20 protein-coding genes are annotated in these 21,234 nt (G+C 72.2%); 6 read left to right on the top strand and 14 right to left on the bottom strand.

Annotation, left to right across the window (positions count from 1 at the left end; genetic code table 11):
• Nucleotides 1-70: 70 nt before the first annotated feature.
• From OG948_RS53900 to OG948_RS53885, 4 genes are all read right to left on the bottom strand, one after another.
• Nucleotides 71-772, bottom strand: a complete 702-nt coding sequence (locus OG948_RS53900; RefSeq protein WP_331772411.1) for a pyridoxamine 5'-phosphate oxidase family protein — start codon at nt 770-772, stop codon at nt 71-73.
• A gap of 136 nt (nt 773-908) precedes the next feature.
• Nucleotides 909-1,556, bottom strand: a complete 648-nt coding sequence (locus OG948_RS53895) for a hypothetical protein (RefSeq protein ID WP_331772410.1) — start codon at nt 1,554-1,556, stop codon at nt 909-911.
• A gap of 163 nt (nt 1,557-1,719) precedes the next feature.
• Entirely contained in the window at nt 1,720-2,850 is a 1,131-nt protein-coding gene (locus OG948_RS53890; RefSeq protein ID WP_331772409.1) for an acetate/propionate family kinase, read from the bottom strand.
• Entirely contained in the window at nt 2,840-3,163 is a 324-nt protein-coding gene (locus OG948_RS53885; protein WP_331772408.1) for a hypothetical protein, read from the bottom strand. The genes OG948_RS53890 and OG948_RS53885 overlap by 11 nt, the downstream gene beginning before the upstream one ends.
• Nucleotides 3,164-3,464: 301 nt before the next feature.
• Here OG948_RS53885 and OG948_RS53880 point away from each other — a divergent pair, with 301 nt between their 5' ends.
• Nucleotides 3,465-4,160, top strand: a complete 696-nt coding sequence (locus OG948_RS53880) for a CBS domain-containing protein (RefSeq protein WP_331772407.1) — start codon at nt 3,465-3,467, stop codon at nt 4,158-4,160.
• A 77-nt stretch (nt 4,161-4,237) separates the two neighbouring features.
• Here the strand turns inward: OG948_RS53880 and OG948_RS53875 are convergent, their stop codons facing one another.
• From OG948_RS53875 to OG948_RS53865, 3 genes are read right to left on the bottom strand one after another with little or no spacing between them, the layout of a single operon-like run.
• Nucleotides 4,238-4,900 (bottom strand): response regulator transcription factor, encoded by a 663-nt coding sequence (locus tag OG948_RS53875; protein ID WP_331772406.1) that lies wholly within the window; start codon nt 4,898-4,900, stop codon nt 4,238-4,240.
• A 60-nt stretch (nt 4,901-4,960) separates the two neighbouring features.
• Complete coding sequence (locus OG948_RS53870; RefSeq protein WP_331772405.1) at nt 4,961-5,401, bottom strand: CBS domain-containing protein; 441 nt, start codon at nt 5,399-5,401, stop codon at nt 4,961-4,963.
• A complete protein-coding gene (locus OG948_RS53865) occupies nt 5,398-5,916 on the bottom strand; it encodes a universal stress protein (RefSeq protein ID WP_331772404.1) in 519 nt (172 codons plus the stop codon). The genes OG948_RS53870 and OG948_RS53865 overlap by 4 nt, the downstream gene beginning before the upstream one ends.
• Before the next feature lie 267 nt (nt 5,917-6,183).
• Between OG948_RS53865 and OG948_RS53860 the strand changes: the two genes are divergently transcribed.
• The 4 genes from OG948_RS53860 to OG948_RS53845 all read left to right on the top strand — a co-directional run bounded on the left by OG948_RS53860 (nt 6,184) and on the right by OG948_RS53845 (nt 11,038).
• The gene (locus OG948_RS53860) at nt 6,184-7,854 is read left to right on the top strand and encodes a GAF domain-containing protein (RefSeq protein ID WP_406300920.1); all 1,671 of its coding nucleotides are present in this window, start codon (nt 6,184-6,186) and stop codon (nt 7,852-7,854) included.
• Nucleotides 7,855-8,055: 201 nt separating this feature from the next.
• Nucleotides 8,056-8,937, top strand: a complete 882-nt coding sequence (locus tag OG948_RS53855) for a universal stress protein (protein WP_331772402.1) — start codon at nt 8,056-8,058, stop codon at nt 8,935-8,937.
• 361 nt (nt 8,938-9,298) lie between these two features.
• A complete protein-coding gene (locus OG948_RS53850; protein WP_331772401.1) occupies nt 9,299-9,946 on the top strand; it encodes a hypothetical protein in 648 nt (215 codons plus the stop codon).
• 582 nt (nt 9,947-10,528) lie between these two features.
• Entirely contained in the window at nt 10,529-11,038 is a 510-nt protein-coding gene (locus OG948_RS53845) for a DUF1269 domain-containing protein (protein WP_331772400.1), read from the top strand.
• 277 nt (nt 11,039-11,315) lie between these two features.
• Here the strand turns inward: OG948_RS53845 and OG948_RS53840 are convergent, their stop codons facing one another.
• Entirely contained in the window at nt 11,316-14,012 is a 2,697-nt protein-coding gene (locus OG948_RS53840) for a bifunctional GNAT family N-acetyltransferase/acetate--CoA ligase family protein (RefSeq protein WP_331772399.1), read from the bottom strand.
• Between the two features lie 189 nt (nt 14,013-14,201).
• Here OG948_RS53840 and OG948_RS53835 point away from each other — a divergent pair, with 189 nt between their 5' ends.
• The gene (locus tag OG948_RS53835; RefSeq protein ID WP_331772398.1) at nt 14,202-15,113 is read left to right on the top strand and encodes a universal stress protein; all 912 of its coding nucleotides are present in this window, start codon (nt 14,202-14,204) and stop codon (nt 15,111-15,113) included.
• A gap of 114 nt (nt 15,114-15,227) precedes the next feature.
• Here the strand turns inward: OG948_RS53835 and OG948_RS53830 are convergent, their stop codons facing one another.
• From OG948_RS53830 to OG948_RS53805, 6 genes are read right to left on the bottom strand one after another with little or no spacing between them, the layout of a single operon-like run.
• Nucleotides 15,228-16,154 carry an N-acetylmuramic acid 6-phosphate etherase gene (locus OG948_RS53830; protein ID WP_331772397.1) on the bottom strand — a complete coding sequence of 309 codons (927 nt, stop codon included), beginning with the start codon at nt 16,152-16,154 and terminating at the stop codon, nt 15,228-15,230.
• Nucleotides 16,151-17,107, bottom strand: a complete 957-nt coding sequence (locus OG948_RS53825; RefSeq protein ID WP_331772396.1) for a MurR/RpiR family transcriptional regulator — start codon at nt 17,105-17,107, stop codon at nt 16,151-16,153. The genes OG948_RS53830 and OG948_RS53825 overlap by 4 nt, the downstream gene beginning before the upstream one ends.
• Nucleotides 17,104-18,216 (bottom strand): ABC transporter ATP-binding protein, encoded by a 1,113-nt coding sequence (locus tag OG948_RS53820; protein ID WP_331772395.1) that lies wholly within the window; start codon nt 18,214-18,216, stop codon nt 17,104-17,106. The genes OG948_RS53825 and OG948_RS53820 overlap by 4 nt, the downstream gene beginning before the upstream one ends.
• On the bottom strand, nt 18,209-19,312 hold the full coding sequence (locus OG948_RS53815; protein WP_331772394.1) for an ABC transporter ATP-binding protein: 1,104 nt from the start codon (nt 19,310-19,312) through the stop codon (nt 18,209-18,211). Before OG948_RS53815 ends, OG948_RS53820 begins: the two co-directional genes overlap by 8 nt.
• Nucleotides 19,309-20,211: an ABC transporter permease gene (locus OG948_RS53810; protein WP_331772393.1), complete on the bottom strand. Its 903-nt coding sequence runs from the start codon at nt 20,209-20,211 to the stop codon at nt 19,309-19,311. The genes OG948_RS53815 and OG948_RS53810 overlap by 4 nt, the downstream gene beginning before the upstream one ends.
• Nucleotides 20,208-21,170, bottom strand: coding sequence for an ABC transporter permease (locus OG948_RS53805; RefSeq protein ID WP_331772392.1), 963 nt, complete (start codon nt 21,168-21,170; stop codon nt 20,208-20,210). The genes OG948_RS53810 and OG948_RS53805 overlap by 4 nt, the downstream gene beginning before the upstream one ends.
• Nucleotides 21,171-21,234: the final 64 nt, after the last annotated feature.

Raw genomic sequence — 21,234 nt, 5'->3', positions numbered from 1 at the left:
GCGCCGGTTGGGCCGGGCGCGCGGACCTCGGCATCCGCGGGGTCGCGTTCCCGGCCACACGCGCGTCGATTCAGTCCTGCTCCCTCAAATGGGGGCGCAGTCGGCGTCCGGTGATGTCGCGCGGGTGGATCCGGGTCCAGACCTCGTGCGTGCCCTCGGACCAGGTCCGGGTCCGGGCCTCCGCGAGCCGGTGCGTCTCGGTCGGGTCGGTCACGTGTTCGGCGTCGCCGATGACCAGCACGCTCCATCCCAGTCGGGCCATCCGGATCAGGTCGTCCACCTCGAAGGCCACCGGGCCGGTCAGGGCGGCGGGCCGGGATCCCGCGGTGCTGCGAAAGACCACGTCCCCCGCGTCGATCACGTAGTCGACCGGCAGGACGAACGGTTCCCGGCTCATCGCGGGGGCCACCCGGCCGACTTCGTGCAGGAACAGTCGGGCTCGGCACTCCTCCCGCGTCATCACGACCAGTTCCCGGATGTCCGGTGCGGGACTCGCCGGGGCCGTCGGGGCCGTCGGGACGTTCGGCGGCGCCTCGACGTTTCCGCTCAGCAGTCGTTCGACGCTGGTACCCAACGCGCCGGCTACGCTCGTGAGCGCCGCGTGGGAAACCGGGGCGGATCCCTCTTCCAGGTTCTCCAGCCATGTCACCGGCAGGTCGGCGCGGCGCGCGAGTTGACGCACGGTCAGTCCCAGGCCGCGGCGCCGCGCGCGGACGCCGAACGCGAGGGCTAGGTGGTCGGGGCGGAGCGTTCCCGCCGTCTGGTCGTGCATGGGTGTACCTCCGTCGGTGGGAGTGTCCGGTTCGACCGACGGTCTCGCTCCGGGCCGCGGATCGACAGGGCCGTTGGACCCACGGGGGGCGAACCTTCCTTGCCGCCGCGGAGGTTGCCCGGCAAAACGCCCGCAGTCACCCACGATCGGCCGTCGGCATTCGGTGGTACAGCGTCACGGGTGTGTACGGCCACGTCGGTGTGAAGGGGGCCAGGGCCAGTCGAACGGCACCGCGAACGCGGCGGAAGGCGGTGGCCGTCGGGGACGCGCCGACCGTGACGTCCGCGAGGACCATGCTCTCGCGCACCGTCAGGTCGACGTGCACGTCGGCGGGGGCGGTCACGCCGCCGAGCGCGAGGGACACGGCCCGGGTCACCACGCGGTGGGCGGTGGGGCCCACCGGGGAGAACGCCGTGCGACAGGCCGACTCGACGTCGGCTTCGCGACACAGGACGTCCGCGCGCGCGAGCATCCCGTCGTGGGCGTCGACGGGTCCGCAGACCACCAGTGGAACTCCGGCCACGAGCGCGCACATCGCCCCCTGCTCGCGCTCGGTCCGCGGTCCCGCGTTCGCGCGCACGTCCACGACGACGTCGATGTCCGGGGCGAGCAGGGGACATCCGCGTCCGGCCGCCCAGGCCACACACGGCTCCTCCGGTTCCGCCCCCGGTTTCTCGTGACAGCGCAGCACGGTGTGTCCGGCCTCGGCCAGATCCGTCGCCACCTGCCGGCATCCGCCCGAGTGCGACTCGGTGATCACGATCTTCAGTCCGCGTCGGTGCACGATCCCTCCCCTGGGTCGCGTCCCAGACTGTCCGCTCCCCCGGGGATCGGGACAGGGCCGAACGCCTCTCGGGGGATGACTCGTTCGGACCCGACGGCCCGCCCCCCTCGCGGGTGCGCGCGCCGGCCCACTCCGGGTGGCGCGCACCGTGGCGCGGCAGGGTTCAGCTCGCCGTCTCGCGGGTTTCGCGCGCGATCCACACATCCTCGCCGGCGGTGACGACCACGGTGCGTACCTGTGCGCCCGCCTCGCCGATCTCGGCATCGGCCCGTGTGCGCGCGTTGGCCTCGAGGTTCACACGCACCCCCAGGAAGCGCAGGTCGGCGACGACGTCGGCGCGCAGCGTGTCGTCGTGCTCGCCCACACCGCCGGTGAAGACCAGGACGTCCAGGCCGCCCATCGCGGCGGCCATGGCGGCGATCCTGGTGCGCACCCGATAGGCGTAGATCCCGCGCGCGAGCCGGGCGCGCGGATCTCCCGCCTCGGCGTCCGTCCGGATCGCGCGCATGTCGCCGCCGTGCCCGGCCAGCGCGCTCAGGCCCGCCTCGTGCTCCAACACCCGCTCCAGCTCGTCCAGTTCGAGGCCGTTACGAAGCAGCCACACGAGCATGCCCGGGTCCAGGTCGCCGGCGCGGGTGGCCATCACCAGGCCCTCGGTCGGCGTGAAGCCCATCGTCGTGTCGACGCAGATCCCGCCCCGGACCGCGGCCAACGACGCCCCGGCACCGAGATGGCAGCTGACCACACGCGCCGACGAGGGTTCCAGACCGGCCAGTTCGCATGCTCGGGCCCCGGCATACGCGTGCGAGAGCCCGTGGAAGCCGTAGCGGCGCAGGCCCCATTCGGCACGCCACGCCTCGGGGAGCGCGTAGGTGCTCGCCTCGGCGGGGAGAGTGTGGTGGAACGCGGTGTCGAAGCAGGCGACCGCGGGCAGTTCCGGACACAGCTCACCGATCGCGTCGATGCCGGCGATCGCCCGGCCCTGGTGCAGGGGCGCGAGGGGGCGCAGCGCGGCGATCCGCGCGTACACCCGCGGATCCAGTCGTGCCGGGCCGGTGAACTCCGCGCCGCCGTGCACGATTCGGTGTCCGACGGCGTCGACGGTCCCGGCCGCGCGCACGAATTCGGCGATCGCCTCGGATGGAATCGTGTCGGCGCAGCTCAGGTTCGAGGTGCACGCGATGGTGTCGTCCGGCTCGACGACCGACAACTTCAGGCTGGACGAGCCGGCGTTGACGACCAGGACCCGCCCGGAGGCGACGGCGCTCGTGGAAGGGGCGGCGTCAGCACGCATCGCGCACCACCGTGTCGGCCAAGGCGCGCAGCCGCTCGCGATCGGCGGCGAGTGCGGCGTCCATCGGACGCCCGTACCGACGCGCGACGGGTCGCCACCACGACCGCCGTACGGCGTGCGTTTCGGCCTCGCGTACGCACCATTCGAGGTCGGCCAGGACCAGGGACATCAGCGCCGGCGACGAGGTGGCGGCGCCCGGTGCGAGTCCGACGTCCATCGAGCGCAAGTACAGCGTGCACGCCTTCGCGCGGCGACCGACGAGGCGACGGCGCGCGGACGTGGGGGTCATTCCGGGGTGTGCGAAGAGGAACACGACAACCGCCTCCTGAGATCCGGGCACCGGGACGCTTCCCAGGACAGCGCACTTCACGCCGGCACACCCGGGCCGAACGGCCCGGTGCCTCGGGTAACGCGGCCCTGACACGGGGTCGGCGGCGGCCGCACGCTGAAGGTGTCCGCCCACCCATTCGGGAGGTGACACCGTGAACGGCCTCGTCGCGTGCGCAAGCGCACGGCGGCAGGCCTCCGCGACCGGACCGGGATCGAGGATGGGCGGACTCCATCGCCGAAGCGCTCGTCGCGAACGCGTCGCCGTCGAGTTCAGGAGGAATGTCATGACACACGGCACCATCGGGGACGTCATGACGCGTGACGTCGCCACCGTCGGCTCGGGCGCCCGGTTCCGGGACATCGCCGGCGTCCTGGAGACCTGGCAGGTCAGCGCTCTACCGGTGGTCGACGACGCCCATCGGGTGCTCGGCATCGTCTCGGAGGCCGACCTGCTGCACGCGCGGCCGGCGGGCTTCGAGTCGTGGCGGGCCCGGCCGGGACGGTGTCGGGAGGTCGCCGGTTCGTCCGACGAGGAGTGCACCGCACGGGGGTTGATGACGTCGCCGGTGGTCACCGTGACGCCCGCGGACAGCACGGCGTGGGCGGCTCGGTTGATGGATCGCCATCACGTCAAGCGCCTGCCGGTGGTGGATCGCTCCGGGCGACTGGTGGGCATCGTCAGTCGTGGAGATCTGCTGGGTGCCCTGGTGCGGTCGGACGCGGACATCCGCGCGGAGATCGAGCAGGACGTGCTGGGCGAGGCGTTGTGCCTGGAGCCCGGGACGATCGGGGTCGAGGTCCGGGACGGCGTCGTCCGCCTGTCCGGCGAGGTGGATCATCCCACTCTCGTCGACATCGTGGTGCGGTTGTGCGCCGCCGTCGACGGCGTCGAGCGCGTCACCCACACGCTCACGCACCCCATCGACGTCGCGCCCCCGGCGCCGACCTTCGAACGCCTCGGGGAGGGACCGGTCCGCTGAACCTGGGACGTCCCCGGGCCCGCTGTCGGGTCCGGGGGCGTCGACGCGGCGGCCGGGGGCGCTCGGGGCCCGTCGTCTCAGGTCCTGTGTCGCTCGGCGTCCTGGTGCAGCTCGGTCGCGTAGACGGCGGCCTGGACACGGCGCTCCAAGCCGAGCTTGTTCAGCACCGCCGAAACGTAGTTCTTGACGGTCTTCTCCGCCAGGCCGAGGCTCTCGGCGATCTCGCGATTCGTCTGGCCCTGCGCGATGTGCTCCAGAACCTGCTTCTCGCGTTCGCTCAGCCCGGTGGGGCCGGGTTCGGCGGTGGGGCCCTTGCGTACCCGGTCCAGGACGCGGGTGGTCACCGCCGGGTCCAGCAGGGATTGGCCGGCGGCCACCGCGCGCACGGCCGCGATCAGGTCCTGTCCGCGGACCTGCTTGAGCACGTAGCCGGCCGCGCCCGCCATGATCGCCGCGAACAGCGCGTCCTCGTCGTCGTAGGAGGTCAGGATCAGCGCGTTGATCTCGGGAAAGCGGGAGCGCACCTCGCGGCACACGTCGATGCCGCTGCCGTCGGGCAGGCGTCCGTCCAGGATCGCGACGTCCGGGCGTAGCGCCGGGATGCGCCGCGTGGCCTCGGCGGCGGAACCCGACTCGCCCACGATCTCGATGTCGGGTTCGCCACCGAGCAGGTCGGCGAGGCCTCTGCGGACCACCTCGTGGTCGTCGAGCAGGAACACGCGAATGGGCGGTGTCGACACAGCCCTCCTCCGAAGGTCAGTCGTGACTCCATTGTCGGACGTCGAAGACGCCCGTGCCCGTCACCGTAGTGGGCGGTGCAGCCCCAGGAGAACGGTCAACAGATCGCGGTCGGTCAGGACGCCGATCGCCGTGCCGTCCGCGTCGACGACGAGCAGGGCGTCGCGGCGGTGCTTCAGGAGTTCCTCCCCTGCCGCGATCACGTCGGTTTCGGGGGCGACGAAGGTGGTCTCGTTTCCGGCGAGAGCGTGTCCGGCGGTGTGCTGTTTGAGGCCCAGCGGGTCCAGGGCCCACACCGCGGCGAGGTCGCGGTCGCTGATCAGACCGAGCGCCCGGGTGCCCTCGACGACGCTGACGTGGTGCAGGTGGGTGGCGATCATCTTGTCCATCGCCGCCCACAGGGTGTCTCGGGTGGTCACCGAGATCACCGGGCCGTGCATCACCTCGCGCACGGTCGGGATCCGAGGGCTCGTCCGTGTGCTGTCCTGTGTCGTGTCGGTCATGGCGTTACTCCTGTCATGTGTGTCGCAACCGATATCGGGCGGTGGTCTTCCTCGACGGACTCGGCGCCCACGGTGACCACCGGGCACCGGGCGCACCGGAGGCACTCGCGGGTGACCGGCCCCAGCGGGCGTCGGTCCGCGTGGCGCGGTCGGCCGCCCAGAACCAGCAGGGAGGCCTCGCTCGCCGCGCCGAGCAGCACCGGCACGACCGGTCCCTCGATCGGCCGCCGGACCACGGTCAGGTCGGGCCGGACGTGGTGCGCGGCCTGCTCGGCCCCGTCCAGAAGCTCGCGGACCCACCGACGCTGCACGGTGGGGTCGACGAGGGTGTGCATCGGCGCGTAGTGCGCGCGGTGGGCGGGAGTCGGCTCCCAGGCGTACACGAGGTGCAGTGCGGCTCCGCGCAGTGCCGCCTCGTGGGCGGCCCATCGAACGGACCTGTGGTTGACCGCGGGGTCGGGATCGACCCCGACCACGACGCACGGCGGGGTGCCCCGCGGCGGGCGCGTGTCCATGGATTCCTCCTAGGCAAGAGGTACGACCCTCACTCTGCTCCGCCCCGGCAGGCCCGCACAGGGCCTCCTGGCCCTGCCCGGGGGCCGTCTCCAGAGTCGTTCGGCCCCACGGGGCGCATCGACAACCGGAATCACAATCGTGTGCATGTGGCGAAGGGCAGACGCGCCCGCCAGGGTTTGACACCATGGCCTCGACAACGTTTCCGCAGGTAACCGAGGCTTGGAGGGGTGGTTGTGGCGTCGGACGAGCGGCCGGTACTGCCGCGCATGCGCCTGGACGAGCTGCTGGACGAGCTCCAGGCGCACGTGGAGGTGGTCCGCGCGACCCGGGATCGGGTGAACGGGCTGCTGGAGGCCGTCCTGTCGGTCGGCAGCGACCTGGACCTGGAGACCGTGCTCCGCCGAATCGTGGAATCGGCGGTGACCCTGGTCGACGCCCGGTACGGCGCCCTCGGGGTGATCGACGACGAGGAACGACTCGCCCGGTTCCTGCCCGTGGGCATGGACCCGGAGACCATCCTGAAGATCGGCCCGTTCCCCACCGGGCGCGGCATTCTGGGACTGATCATCCGCGACCCGCACCCGCTGCGCCTGCACGACCTGTCCGACCACCCCGATTCGTTCGGGTTCCCGGCCGGCCACCCGCCGATGAACACCTTCGTGGGCGTGCCGATCCGCATCCGCGACACCGTTTTCGGCAACCTCTATCTCACCGAGAAACGCGGCGGGGCGGACTTCGACGAGGACGACGAAGCGGTCCTGCGCACGCTCGCGGCGGCGGCCGGCGTCGCGATCGACAACGCCCGCCTGTACGACGACGTCCGCCGCCGCGAACGCTGGCTCGGCGCGAGCTCGGAGCTGACCCGGAGCCTGCTCTCCGGCAACGCCCCCAGCGACGTCCTGCGCACGTTCACCACCACCATCCGGGACATGGCCGACGCCGACCTGGTGACCCTGGCCGTGCCGGTGCACGGGACGGGCGATCTGGTCGTCGAGGCCGCCTCGGGCCCCTTGGCGGACCGCGTCCGCGGGTTGGTCCTGTCCGGTGAGAGCACCCTGATGGGCAAGGTGTTCAGCTCCGGCGAGACGATCATCAGCACCGACATCGGCCACGATCCGGGCGCGGTGGTGGCCACCGCCGCGGGATCCGATCTCGGTTCGGCGTTCCTGCTGCCGCTGGGCACCCGCGAACGCATCCGAGGTGTGCTCCAGGTCGCCAACCGGGTCGAGCGGCCGCAGTTGTCGGACGCGGTGGTGCGCATGGTCACCGGCTTCGCCGACCACGCGGCACTCGCCCTGGAGATCGCGGAACGGCGCCGCGACGCCGAACTCTTGACCGTGCTACAGGATCGCGACCGCATCGCCCGGGACCTGCACGACCTGGCCATCCAACGCCTGTTCGCCACCGGCATGACCCTCCAGAGCGCCACCCGCTTCATCGACCACCCCGAGGCCCTCGAGCGCGTCGAATCCGCCGTCGACGCGCTCGACGACACGATCAAAGTCATCCGGTCGACGATCTTCTCCCTCAAGGCTCGCGGTCGCGACACCGGCGCCGGACTGCGTTCCCGCTGCCTGCGCGAGGTCGACGCGGTGACCGAAATGCTCGGCTTCGCACCGACGTTGCGCGTCGACGGCCTGCTGGACACCCACGTACCGGAGCCGATCGCCGCCGAGGTGATCGCGGTGCTGCGCGAAGCACTCGCGAACGCGGCCCGCCACGCCCACGCGAGTCGGGTGGAGGTCCACATCGAGACCGACGGCGATCACGTGCGGCTTCGGGTGCGCGACGACGGCGTGGGCCCGCCGGCGCACCCGACCCGCGACAGCGGTCTGGGGAACATGCGCGAGCGGGCCGAATCCCTCGGCGGCACCTGCTCGTTCGGGCCCGCCCCCGACGGCGGCGCCCTCCTGGAATGGCGCGTCCCACTGGGCTGACGCCGGCAAACGCCGCCGTCCCGTCTCGACCGGGACGCGGTATCGAACCCCGACGCACGAGCGGTGCCGACGGGGCCGCGACCGGGCCGACCGGCCCGGTCCGCCATGCCGAACGGCCCCTACGGCGCCCTTCGAAATGCGCTGACATGGACTCAACAGGCAGGCCCTGCCGGGGTGTTGCCGTCGAGAAGGGACAAGTCCATGTCTGTCACCCCGCACCCTCCCGCCGGACACGTGGTCGTCGGCGTGGACGGTTCACCCGCCGCGCTGTCCGCCGTCACCCAGGCCGCCCTGGAGGCGGCGAACCGCGGTCTGCCGTTGGAGATCGTCAGCGCCTGGACGCTACCGCAGGACGGCCAACTGGACACCTACGTCAGGCAGGTCCGCCGGGAGGCGGAGGAGGCGACCGAGGCGGCCGTCGCGCACGCACAGGCGCTGCACCCGCAGGTATGGACGATCGCGCGGGTCCGCCGTGGCGCCGCGCACGAGGTGTTGCTCGCCTCCGCCGAACACGCTTCGCTCGTGGTGGTCGGCAGCCGCGGGCACGGACGCATGGCCGGCCTGTTGCTGGGCTCGGTCAGTCTGTCGGTGGCCGCCTACACGCCGTGCCCGTTGCTCGTGGTGCGCGACGTCTCCCGCACGGCGGACGACCTCACTCAGGGGTTGGTCGTGGTCGGCGTCGACGGCGCGGACTGCCGCCCCGCCGTGGAAGCCGCCTACGAGGAGGCCCAGTTGCGGAACCTGAGGGTGTGCGCGCTGAACGCGCTCCCACCGGTCGCGCCCGTGCCGATCGGGCTGCCCGCACCCGCGCTGGAGTCCCTGGCCGCGGCGAGCGCGCTGCGGCGCGACGCCGTGGACACGTGGTTGGCCGCCCCTCGGGCCAAGCACCCCGAGATCGAGTCCCAGGCGCGGCTCGTACGCGAAGGCGCGGGTCACGCGCTGGTTCAGGCATCCCGCGAGGCCGACCTGGTGGTCCTGGCCGCCCACCGACGCACCGCCCGATTCGGGACCCGCCTGGGTCGGGTCAGCCACACGGTCCTGCACCACGCGCACGCACCCGTCCTCCTCGTGCCCGTGGGCTGACCCCGCCGTTCCGGTCCCGCGCGAGCGGAGGGCATGGCATCGATGTGCGGTGCGCTTCGGGCGCTCGTCGGCCGGGGTCGCGGCGCGTGTCCGCGGGCACCGCCGTGAAGCGTGTGACGAGGAATGCCGGCCGCGGGCGGTCGCCCCCGATTCGTCGCGGGCGACCGCCCGCTTTCGGTGTGCGCCTGCGCGACTCGCCCGCAACGCCCCACGGGCAACCGGCTGTTGGACCCGACAGGTCGGGCCGGTCGGCCCTGGGGCGGGCACCGGGCACGCGGGACATTGAAGTCAAGGCCCAGGAAAGCACGTTCGTGGCCGAGCGCCGGGCACCGGGCCCGGCACCACCAGGGAGGGAATCGACATGGCAACCTCACACGATCACCGGCTGTCCCCGCGCCTGCACCTGCCGCACCGCTCCCGTGCGGCATCCCGCCGCACGGGCGGCGAGACCACGCCCGACGTCGCGGCCGGCTCGCCCGCGATCGCCGCCACCGGCACCGCCGATGTCGCCGTGGCGGGACTGCGGGTCCTGCTGGGCTTCGTGTTCCTGTGGGCGTTCTTGGACAAGACGTTCGGCCTCGGCTACGCCACCGCGAGCGGCAAGGGTTGGATCGACGGCGGCTCCCCCACCAAAGGTTTCCTCTCCCACGTGGACGTCGGCCCGATGGCCGGCACCCTGCGCGGCTGGGCCGGCGAGCCCTGGGCCGACTGGCTGTTCATGCTCGGCCTGCTCGGCGTCGGCGTCGCACTGGTCCTGGGCATCGGTCTGCGCCTGGCGGCTGTCGCCGGTACCGCCATGATGGCGCTGATGTGGATCGCCGAATGGCCGCCCGCGAAGCACCTCGACAGCGGCAAGCCCAGCTCCTCCACCAACCCCTTCACCGACTACCACGTCATCTACGCCATCTCCCTGATCGCCCTCGCCGCGGTCGCCGTCGGCAGCCGGCTCGGCCTGGGTGCCCTGTGGGCCCGCCTGCCGATCGTCCGGGACCACCGTTGGCTCCTCTGAGATCGCCACGCGACCCGGCCGGGCATCGTCCATGTGACGGGCCCGGCCGGGTCTTGCGTGCATGGGCCTCCCTGATCCGATCCCATCCCGACGGGGCCGAAGCCATGCGGACACCGCCTTCGCGGCCCGTGGAACCCATCCCCGCACCACCGACCGGACACCCCACCGAATCGGCCGATCCCGTACGTGGCGAGCCACCCGAGCCGATCAGGCGATGGCTCGCCCACTCGGCCCCAGGCACCGCACCCGCCTGGACCTCGGTGGACCTACGCACGCACGGACGAATCCGGGTGCGCCGAAGGTGGTGTCCTTTCGTGTCTCGGCAGACCCCGACCCCGCCCACCGCCTTCCCCTTGGACCCGGCGCGTCCGCGGGCGGCCGGCCGTCCCCCGCCGCTCGACTCCTCGTGCCGTCCGCCCGCCGTGCGGGATGCCGAGCCGGCGGGTGGGGCCCATGCTGGAACCGCCGGACAAGATCGCATGGCTTGCGGGCACGGGCGTCGCCCGTGCCCGTGCACCGCTGCGCGTTCTCGGTCATCGCCGCGTCCTCCCGGATGCGGCGCCCTCGGAAGGGATCAACGAAATGGCGAAGCCCGACTCGGTGTTCATCTACATCGGGACCTACCCGGACCAGGCGGCGGCCCGTGCCGACTACGACGTCGTGAAGGACCTGCACGCGCTGGGCGCGGTCGGCGGCTACGACGCTTCGGTGGTCACCAAGGACGACGCGGGCAAGGTGCACGTCAACAAGGACGAGACGTCCACGCGACACGGCGCATGGGGCGGCGCGGCGGTCGGCGCGCTCGTCGGCATCCTGTTCCCGCCGGCGATCATCGGCACCGCGGCCGTGGGGGCGGCCGTGGGCGGGGTGGGCGGCCACCTGTGGCGCGGCATGTCCCGTGCGGACGTGAAGGAGTTCGGCGAGCTCATCGACGAGGGCGAGGCCGCCCTGGTCGTCGTCGGCGAGAGCACGCTTCAGCACGCGTTGGCCAAGGCGGAGCTGAAGGCGGAGAAGAAGGTGGCCAAGGAACTCGACGTGAGCTCGAAGGACATCGACAAGGCCGTCCGGGACGCCGCTACCCAAGTCTCCTGACCCGCCCTCGCACCACGGCTTCCCGGCCGGGACGCCGCCGACCACGGCGCCTCGGCCGGGAGACCCCGGTGTCCTCCGGATCGACCGCCTCCGCTCGCCCGCAGACCGAGGCCGGGCCGCCCGCCTCGCCCGTGCCGGGGCCGGCGAAAGCCGCCCCGGCGGCGCGTCCGGGGCCTGACCCCCACCGGTGGACAGGTGCTTGAAGAGGCACCGCTCGGGCGCGCGGAGTATCCGGCTCCCCCGCGGTCAGGCGTGGGCATCCGCCGCGAGCCCAGGGTCAGCGCAGTCGCCGCAGGTATGGATCCTGTCCGTGTCGCGGCGCCAACCGGATTCGGGCGTCGACGACGGTGACGCCGTCGGGGCGGGCGACCAGGGGGTTCAAGTCGGCCTCCGCGAGCTGCGGCACATCGTCCGCGAGCCTGGACAGCCGGTGCAGGACGTCCTCGATCCCGGCGGTGTCGGCGGCCGGCCCACCTCGATGGCCGTACAGCAACGGCGCCCCTCGTGAGGCGGCCAGGAGCGAGTGCGCGTCCAGGTCGGTCAGCGGGGTCAACCGCGCACCGTGGTCGGCGAGGACGTCGGTGGCGACCCCGCCCAGCCCGAACACCACCAACGGACCCAGGACCTCGTCCTGGGTCACCCCGGCGATCAGCTCGACCCCCGAGGCGGCCATCGGCTGGACGACCACGCTCTCCATCAACGCCCCGATCCGGTGGGCGAGGTCGGTGAACGCCTCACGTACCGCGTCGTCGCCGACCAGGCGCAATCGCACGCCGCCCACATCGCTCTTGTGCACGATGTGCGGGCCGTACGCCTTGAGCACGACCGCTCCGTCGACGCCCAGCGGGGCGAGTTCACGCGCCACCGCCACCGCCTCCTCGACGTCGAACGCCTGCCGCCACGGGCTCACCTCGATGCCGTACGCGCCCAACACGCGCGCGCATTCGCCGGGTGGCAGCCATCCGCCGTCGGGCTCGCGCAGCAGGAAGTCGGCGGCGAGCGAGCGGGCCGCGGTGCGATCGACGTCGGCCAGGGCCGGCACCGTGCCGCGGGGGCGGGTCAACCACATCGCGCGTTGGTAGGCGTGCGCGAGCGCGACCGCTGCGGTGCGCGCGTCCCCGTACACCGGCACCGCGCCGCCCACGGCGGGCAACAGCTCCACCGCGGCGGCACGTTCGGGGGCGATCACCAGGACGGGCCGCTCCCGAACGGCGGGACCCTCGAGGATGTCGCCGAGCGGGTCGCCGAGGGCCGTCGGCGCCAGGGCCAGGACCACGGCGTCGACGTGACCGGCCGCCAACACCCGGTCCACGCACCGGCGCAGCGTCTCGCCGTCGACGGTGGCGGTGGTGTCCACCGGGTTCGCGCACGCGGCGCCGGCGGGTAGCAAGGCGCGGAGTTCGGCTTCGAGGTCGGGACCGAAACGCGGCACCGCCAGGCCGGCGTCCACGCAGGCATCGGCTGCGAGCACTCCGGCGCCGCCCGCGTTGCCGATCACCGCCACCGATGCTCCGTCGGGCAGCGGTTGGGCATGCAGCAGGGCCGCGATCGCGACCAGATCGCCCAGGGTCTGTACCGCCGTCACCCCGGCTTGACGGAACAGCGCCCCGCGCGCCACGGTCGGAGTCACCGCCGCGGCGGTGTGCGAGCCCGCGGCGCGACGCCCGGCCGCCGAGCGACCCGCGTCCACGGTGAGCACCGGCTTGATACGGCCGACGGCGCTCGCGATCCGGGAGAACTTGCGCGGGTTGCCGAAGGACTCCAGATGCAGAATCGCCATCGTGGTCCGGGCCTCGGCCTGCCACCACTGCAACATGTCGTTGCCGCTGACGTCGTACTTGTCACCGAGCGACGCGAACGTGGACACTCCGATCCCCAGCCGGTTCAACTGCTCGGTCAACGCAATCCCCACCCCACCGGACTGCACCGCCACCCCCGCACTGCCGGAGGCGGGGACCACCCACCCGAACGTCGCGTTGAGTGCGGTGGCGGGGTCGGTCTGCGCGATCCCCAGACAGTTCGGGCCGACCATCCGCATCCCGTGCCGGCGCACGGAGGCATGCACCCGCGCGGCCTGCTCCGACGTACCCCCCGAGGTCACCACCACCAGGGCCCGCACACCGACGCGCCCGCAGTCCTCGACCAGATCGGGAACCCGGTCCGCCGGAACGGCCACCACCACCAGATCGGGCACCTCGGGAAGCAGGTCCGGCGTCGGGAACGCCGGCACCCCGTCCACCTCGGTCGCGGTGGGGTGCAGCACGGCCAGAGACCCGGTGTAGTGCGCCCCCTTCACGTTGCGCAGCAGCGCCCGGCCGACCGAGTCCGGCCGATGCCCGGCGCCCGCGATCACCACCGACCGAGGTGCGAACAGCGGCACCAGACTGGCCACGTCCGCCAGGGCCTCGCGCCGCGCCATCGCGGTCAGATAGCGCTCCGTCGAGGCGATGTCGCCGTCCAACGGGATCACGCAACTCATCACCCCGGCCACGAGTCGGTTGCGCACCGGCAATCCCATGTCCTCCAGCACCCGGAGCATCGGACGATTCCACGGCAACGTGTCCGCGACCAGCGTACGGACCTTGTCGGCGCGGGCCATCGTGACCACGTGCTCGATCAGCAGGGTGCCCACCCCCCTGCCGTGCCAGGCATCGGCCACCGCCAGGGCGAGCTCCGCCTCGCCCGAGTCGGCGTCGCCGTCGTATTCGACGACCCCGATGACCTCGCTCCCGTCGTGGGTCAACGCGATCAGCGCACCGCACCCGGCCCGGCCGGGCGTACTCACCCGCTCGGCGGTCTCCCGTACCGACGTCTGCGAGGTGCCGAAGAACCGCAGGTACAGATTCTCCGCCGACATCGCGCGATGCATCGCGAGCACCCCGCCCCGGTCCTCGGGTCCCGGAGGCCGCAGCAGGACCGTCTCGCCGTCGACGGCCAGTACCCAGACCTCGCGCGGTGTGCCGATCTCGTTCATGGACCCGATCCCTTCCGCCGGGGCGCGTCCGCGCCGCTCACCGCCAGCCTCACGCCGATCCCGCGCGCGAGGCAGGGCCGACCGGTTCCCACGGCCCGGGTCGAACGGCCCTGTCCGCGTCCCACCGGCACGAGCAGTGTTCGTGTCACAGGGCCGACAGCCGATCGGCCTCGGGAGAAGGAGTCGACCGTGACCACGCACGAGGGAACAGCGCCGATCGTGGTGGGAGTGGAACACACCGACGCGGGCCGACTCGCCGTGCTGTGGGCGGCCGACGAGGCGGCCCGCCGAGGTCTGTGGGTGCGCCTGGTGCACGCGCTCGACTGGCCGGTCGGCGCCGACCGCGACCCCTGGACCAACCCGCACCGGCAGACCTGGGACGGACGGTTCCGCGACGCCGGCCTGCGCGCGCTCGACGCGGCCCGCGACTTCGTCGCGACCCGACACCCCGGACTGATCACGGTGACGGTCCTGGCCGACGGAGCACCCGTGGCCGCGTTGCGCGAGCACGCCCGGGATGCGGCGATGATCGTGCTCGGCTCGCGCCGACTGTCCACCACGACGGAACTGCTGACCACCGGCGGCATCGCCGTCCCGATCACCGCGCACGCGAAGTGCCCGGTCGTCGTCGTCCGCGAGCCCGAGCACACGAGCAGCGAGCCCCCGACCATCGTGGTCGCGGTGGACGGAGCACAACGCTCCGAGCCGGCCGTGGCGTACGCCTTCGACGAGGCCGCCCGCCGCGGCGCCACGGTCGTGGCCGTCAACGTCCGCCAACCGCCCGGCGGACTGTTGGCCGGGCTGCGCATGGAGGAGGAGATGCAGGAGGGCAGGCTCCGCCTCGCCGAGACCCTTGCCGGTTGGACCGAGAAGTACCCGGCCGTGCCGGTCCGTCGCGAGGTCACCGTCGGGCATCCGGTCAAGGCATTGCGCGACGCCGCCGAGCACGCCCTGTGTCTGGTGGTCGGCACCCGCGGCCGAGGCGGCTTCACGGGCCTGCTGCTGGGCTCGGTCAGCCAGGGACTGATCCACCATGTCCGCTGCCCGCTCGTGATCGTCCCCACCGGACAGGACGACGCGGAATCGGCCGCCCACGAGTGAATGTGGACCGCCCCGGGCACCCGAGCCACACCCGCCGATCCCGCTCGAACGGGTGGTCTCCGGTGGCCGCCGCGAGGTTTCGCGCGACCGCGGCCATCGGGACCCGACCCGTCGTCAGTTCCGGGAGATCCCCAGCGAGGTCAGCGCTTGGCGGACGCGACCTCCGGAGTCGGCCAACGCGATGCGGCACCGGGCCGCGGTCGGGGCCGGGTGGTCCGCCTCGCGGGCGAGCAGGTACACGACGGCCGTCTTGATGTCGCCGCATTCGTCGAGGGCCGCTGCGGCGTCGGCGGGTCCGGCGCCGGTGGCCTGGGCCACGATCTCCAACGAACGGCCCCGGAGCTTGGCGTTCGTGGCCTGGAGGTCGACCATGAGGTTTCCGTAGGTGTGCCCGAGACGGACCATCAGAGCGGTCGAGAACGTATTCAGGATGAGCTTTTGTGCGCTGCCGGCCTTGAGCCGGGTGGAGCCGGTGAGTGCCTCGGGGCCGGTGTCCGCGACGAGCAGGTGGTCGGCCAGCGCCGCGAGCGGCGCGTCGGGGTTCGAGGTCACCAGGGCCGTGGGCGCGCCCAGTGCGCGTGCCGTCGCGAGGGCCGCGCCCACGTAGGGGGTGCGGCCCGACGCCGCGAGGCCGATGACGACGTCCCCCGGGCGGACGTCGTGCGTGTCGGTGGGCTCTTCGACGTCCTCGGCGTCTTCGACGGCGGTGACGAACGCGGCCGGCCCGCCTGCCTGGTGGGCGATCACGACCTCCTGGCCGACGCCGAAGGTCGGCATGAGTTCGGCGGCGTCGAGTATGCCGAGGCGTCCGGATGTGCCCGCGCCGAAGTAGTGCACGCGTCCCCCGGCTTCGACGCGGTCGACGGCGACGTCGACGAGCGCGGCCAGTTCCGGCAGCAGTTCGGCGACGGTGCCGGGGACACGCAGGTCCTCCTCGTTGAGCAGGCGTACGAGTTCGATCGTGGACACCGTGTCGAGGTTGCCGGTGCGCTGGTTGATCTCCTCGGTGGGTGAGGTCACGCGGACTCCGGTCTGCTTCACGTGCGGTCCTCCTCCTGCCGGCCGTTGCCGATGCCCACGCGGCGGCTCGCGACCGCCTTGCGTGTGATGTCGAGCGCGGCGATGGACTGGTCGTAGCGGCGTTGTGCGACGGCCACGAACAGCACGTCGACGACGCTCAGGGCGGCGATCCGTGAGGCCGTCGCGCCGGAGCGGAAGGTCGTCTCTCGATCGGCTGTGGTCAGCAGCACGTCGGCTGCCCCGGCGAGCGGGGAGTTGGGGGCGCTGGTCAGGGCGATGGTCCGGGCGCCGCGCGCGCCGGCCTCACGGATCGCGTCGATGGTGTCGAGCGTCGCGCCCGAGTGGGACACGCCGATCACCACATCCGAGGGACCGAGCAGCGCGGCCGCGGTGAGTGCCGCGTGTGTGTCGTGCCAGGCGTAGGCGATGAGGCCGATGCGGTGCAGTTTCTGCTGCAGATCGAGCGCGACCACGGCGCTCGCGCCGACGCCGACGATGTCGACGCGGCGTGCTCCCGCGGTCAGCCGTACCGCCTCCGCCATGGCGCCGCGGTCGAGAATCCGCGCGGTGTCGGCGATCGCCTGCCGGTCGGTGTAGGTGATGGTGGCGATGATCGCGTCGAGGTCGTCGTCGCGGCCGATGTCGCTGCCGATCTCCCGGTTGCCGTCCGCGCGTTCCTGCTCGCGGCCGGACTCGGTGGCCAGCGCCACGCGCAGGTCTCGGTATCCCTTCAGGCCGAGTTCGTGGCACAGGCGCAGCACCGTGGTCTCCGACGTCTGTGCGGCCCGGGCGAGTTCGCTGATGGTCTGCGCCGCGACCGAGGCCGGGTCGCGCAGGATGCAGGTCGCCACGCGTCGCTGCGAGGGCACCAGGGACGGTGTGAGTCCGCGCAGGCGCGCGACGAGGTCGCGACGGCCGGTCGGCGTGCCCGGGGCTTGTCCGGGCGGCGCGTTCTCGATGTGGGCCACGGTCATTCTCCCGCTTTCTTGCCGAAGTTCGGGGTGTCTCCCGAGATTGTGCCTGCGGCGGCGCCGGTGAGCCTGCGCCGCACGACGTGGCAGGCGAGGCGGTGTGCGTCGGTGGGCGCTCCGGGCGTGGGTATCGGCAGGAGTTCGGGTTCGGTGGTGCGGCAGAGGTCTTCGGCCAGTGGGCAGCGCGGATGGAAGCGACAGCCCGTCGGGGGGTTCGCCGCGTCCGGTACCTCGCCGACGACGGTCCCTTCGGGCACCGGTGTGTCCAGGGTGGGGTCGGGGATCGGGACGGCTGCCTGGAGGGCGCGGGTGTACGGGTGCAGGGGTTGGTCCGATACGGCGTCCCAGGGGCCGATCTCGACGATCTTTCCGAGGTACATCACCGCGATCTCGTCGGCGAGGTGGCGCACCATGCCGAGGTCGTGGGTGATGAAGACGTAGGTGAGTCCGAGTTCTTCGCGGAGCCGGGCGAGCAGGTTGACGATCTCGGCGCGGACCGAGACGTCGAGCGCGGAGACCGGTTCGTCGAGGACCAGGACCTGTGGTCGGACGGCCAGCGCCCTTGCGATGCCCAGGCGTTGGCGCTGTCCGCCGGAGAGCTGGTGCGGGTAGCGCTCCGCCGCGGTCGCCGGCAGGCCCACCGACGTCAGGAGTTCGCGGACCGGTCCGTCGCCCGAGGGGAGTCCGTGCACGGAGAGGGCTTCCGCGAGGGCCGCGCCGACCCGCTGTCGAGGGTCGAGGGAGGCGTACGGGTCCTGGAACACGAGTTGGATCGTGCGGCGCAGTTCGCGCAGGGCGCCGCGGCGGGCCCGGTCGATGCGGGCGCCCAGCACCTCGACGCTGCCGGCGTCGGGGCGTTCCAGGCGGGTGAGCAGGCGGGCCAGCGTCGACTTGCCGCAGCCGCTCTCGCCGACGATGCCGAGCACTTGTCCGCGCTCGACGTGCACACTCACGTCGTCGAGTGCGTGGACGGTGCCGCGGCCGGGAGCGCGGTAGTGCTTGACCACGTTGCGCACCTCGATCGCCGTCTCCCGCGCCGACGCGGCGTCGGCGATGGGGGTGGCCGTGTCCAGTGCGGCACCGGCACCGGTGGCGTTGCGTGGTTCAGGCATGCGAGGTCACCTCCGACCTGTGTGTGTTCCAGTCCTGCGGCGGCACCCAGCAGGCCGCACTGGAGCCGGAGCGGTGCAGCAAGGGGGGTTCCTCCTCGGCGCAGCGATCGCGTCGGTGTGGGCAGCGTGCCGCGAACGGGCAGCCCATGGGCAGTTCGGACAGGGAGATCGGTGTGCCGCCGATTTGTGGCAGTGGTGCCCGGTGCGGGTGCGCGGGGGTGGGGAGGGAACGCAGGAGACCGTCGGTGTAGGGGTGTTGGGGGTCGGCGAACAGTGGCCGTGTGGGGGCGAGTTCGGCGATACGGCCGGCGTACATGACGGCGACGCGGTCGGCGATGCGGGCGACGACGCCCAGGTCGTGCGTGATCCAGACGACGGCGAGCCCGTACTCGTCGCGGAGCCGGGCGACCAAGGCGAGGATCTGCTGCTGGATGGTGACGTCGAGTGCGGTGGTGGGCTCGTCCGCGATCAGCACCTTGGGTCGCGGTGCGATGGCGCAGGCGATGAGCACGCGCTGGCGCATGCCTCCGGAGAGTTGGTGGGGGTAGAGCCGCATCAGCGAGCGCGGTGACGGCAGTCCGACTTCGCCGAGCACTTCGAGGGCGCGCCGGAAGGCGTCCTGCTTGGACCATCCGTGGGCGCGCAGCCCTTCGGTGACCTGTGTGCCGATGCGCATCACCGGGTTGAGCGAGGTCATCGGGTCCTGGTAGATCATGCCGATCTCGGCGCCGCGCACTGTTCGGCGTTCGTCCTCGCTCAGGTGGACCAGGTCGCGGCCGTCGAGCAGTACCTGCCCGCCGGTGATCTCCGCGCCGGAGGGCAGGAGGCCGGCCACGCTGAGTGCGGTGAAGGACTTTCCGGAGCCGGACTCCCCCACGACGGCGACGGTCTCGCCTCGGTCGACGTCGAGGTCGACGCCGCGGAGGATCTCCAGGGGGCGACCGGCGCTGCGGACCGTGGTGCGCAGGCCCCGGACGGTCAGGAGGGGGCCGGTGTCGGGTCGGTCGTGGTCCTGCCGTTCCTGCCGCCGGTCGTCGTGCGTGCGTTTGTCGCTCCCGTGCCGCTCGTCGCGGTCTCGCGTACGGGGCTCGTTCATGACCTGCCGTCCCGTCGGGGGTCCAGTGCGCTGCGCAGCCCGTCGCCGAGCAGGTTGAGGGCGATGACGGCCACGACGATCGCGAGCGCCGGGAAGGTGAGCGTCCACCAGGCGTTGGCGACGGTGGAGCGGGCGTCCGAGACCATCAGGCCCAGGCTTGCCGCGGGTGGCTGGGTGCCCAGGCCGAGGAACGACAGGGACGACTCGGTGAGGATGGCCCAGGACAGCGCCAGGGTCACCTGGACGACGATGGGTGCGCTCACGTTGGGCAGGACGTGTCGCAGCATGATGCGCGGCAGCGGGGTGCCGAGGACACGCTGTGCCTTGATGTACTCCGCGGCGCCCACGGAGAGTGTGGGTCCGCGGGAGACCCGGGCGAAGATCGGCGTGTAGACGACCGCGATGGCGATCGCGGTGTTCTGCCAGCCGCTGCCGAGCGCCGTCACCACGGCGAGTGCCAGCAGGATGGCCGGGAACGCGAACAGGATGTCGATGAAGCGGCTGATCAGTTGATCGGTCCAGCCGCGGAAGAATCCGGCGCAGATCCCCAGGATCGAACCGATCACGACGGCGATGGCGACGGAGACCGCGGCCACCCGCAGCGAGGTCCAGATGCCGACGGCGACCCGTGCGGCGATGTCGCGGCCGAATTGGTCGGTGCCGAACCAGTAGGTGCCGGACGGGCCTTGGAGCCGGTCGTCCGGGTGTTGTGCGATCGGGTCGTGGGGCAGCACGCCGGCCGCGCCCAGCAAGGCGACCAGGACCAGGAGACCGGTGAGGACCAGACCGACGCGTCCGTTGCGGTCTTGCCAGATCCGGGCGGGCAGTCGGGATCGGGTGGTCGCGGCTGCCGGGACGACTACGGGCTCGGGCTCGGTGACGACGGGTTGGATGCTCATACCGCACGCGTCCTGGGGTCGATGGCCCGATAGAGCAGGTCGACGAGGAGGTTCACCAGGACGAACAGCACCGCGATCACCAGCACCGTGCCCTGCACCACCGGGTAGTCCCGGTTGGTGATCGAGGTGAGCAGCAGTCGTCCCATGCCCGGCAGCGCGAAGATCTGTTCGACGATGACGGTCCCGCCGAGCAGGTAGCCGAACTGGATGCCGGTCAGGGTCACGATGGGGATCGTCGCGTTGCGCAGGATGTGCGCGCGGCGGATCCGTCCGGGGTGCAGGCCCTTGCCGCGCGCGGTGCGCACGTAGTCGGCCTCGGCCATCTCGACGTACTCCGATCGGGTCGTGCGCATGACGTTCGCGGCGAAGGGGATGGCGAGCACGAGCGACGGATACAGGACCTGGCTCATGTTCTCGGAGAGGGAGGAGGTCAGCGAGACGAACGTCCCGGTGTTGGGGAAGTAGTCGAACGCCTCGGCGAGGATGGTGACGACGGCGGTGCCGACCACGAACTCGGGTACCGCCAGTCCGAACAGCGCGACGCCCTGGGTCGCGGTGTCGGCGGTCTTGCCCGCCCGAGCGCCGGCGAGGACACCGAGCAGCACGCCCGCCGCGGTGCCCATCAGGGCTGCCAACGCGGCCACTTCCACGGTGACCGGGAGCGCCGTGCCCAGGAGGTCTGTCACCGATTTTCCGCTGGTCAACGAGATGCCCAGATCACCGTGCAGGGCGCCGGAAATCCATGTCCACAGCTGTTCGAACCAGGACTTGTCGATGCCGTAGTAGTGGTTCAGGGAGGCGCGTTGGGCGGGGGTGAGGGTGCCGGACTCGGTGCCCAGGGATGCCGTGACGGCGTCGCCGGGGATGGTGCGCAGCACCACGAAGACGACGATTGTCACCCCCAGCAGTGTGATGACGGCTCCGCTCATCCGCGCGGCGAACCATCGCCAGGTCAGCATCGCGGCGGGCTCCTCTCCTGCTCGTGGTGGTCCTGTCGACCGATGTTCCGGCCGGGGTGGGGGC

It is taken from the genome of Embleya sp. NBC_00888 (assembly GCF_045207655.1).
Taxonomy (GTDB): Bacteria; Actinomycetota; Actinomycetes; order Streptomycetales; family Streptomycetaceae; genus Embleya.
The sequence above is the reverse complement of the archived record's forward strand: the minus strand, read 5'-3'. Positions and strand labels throughout refer to the sequence as shown.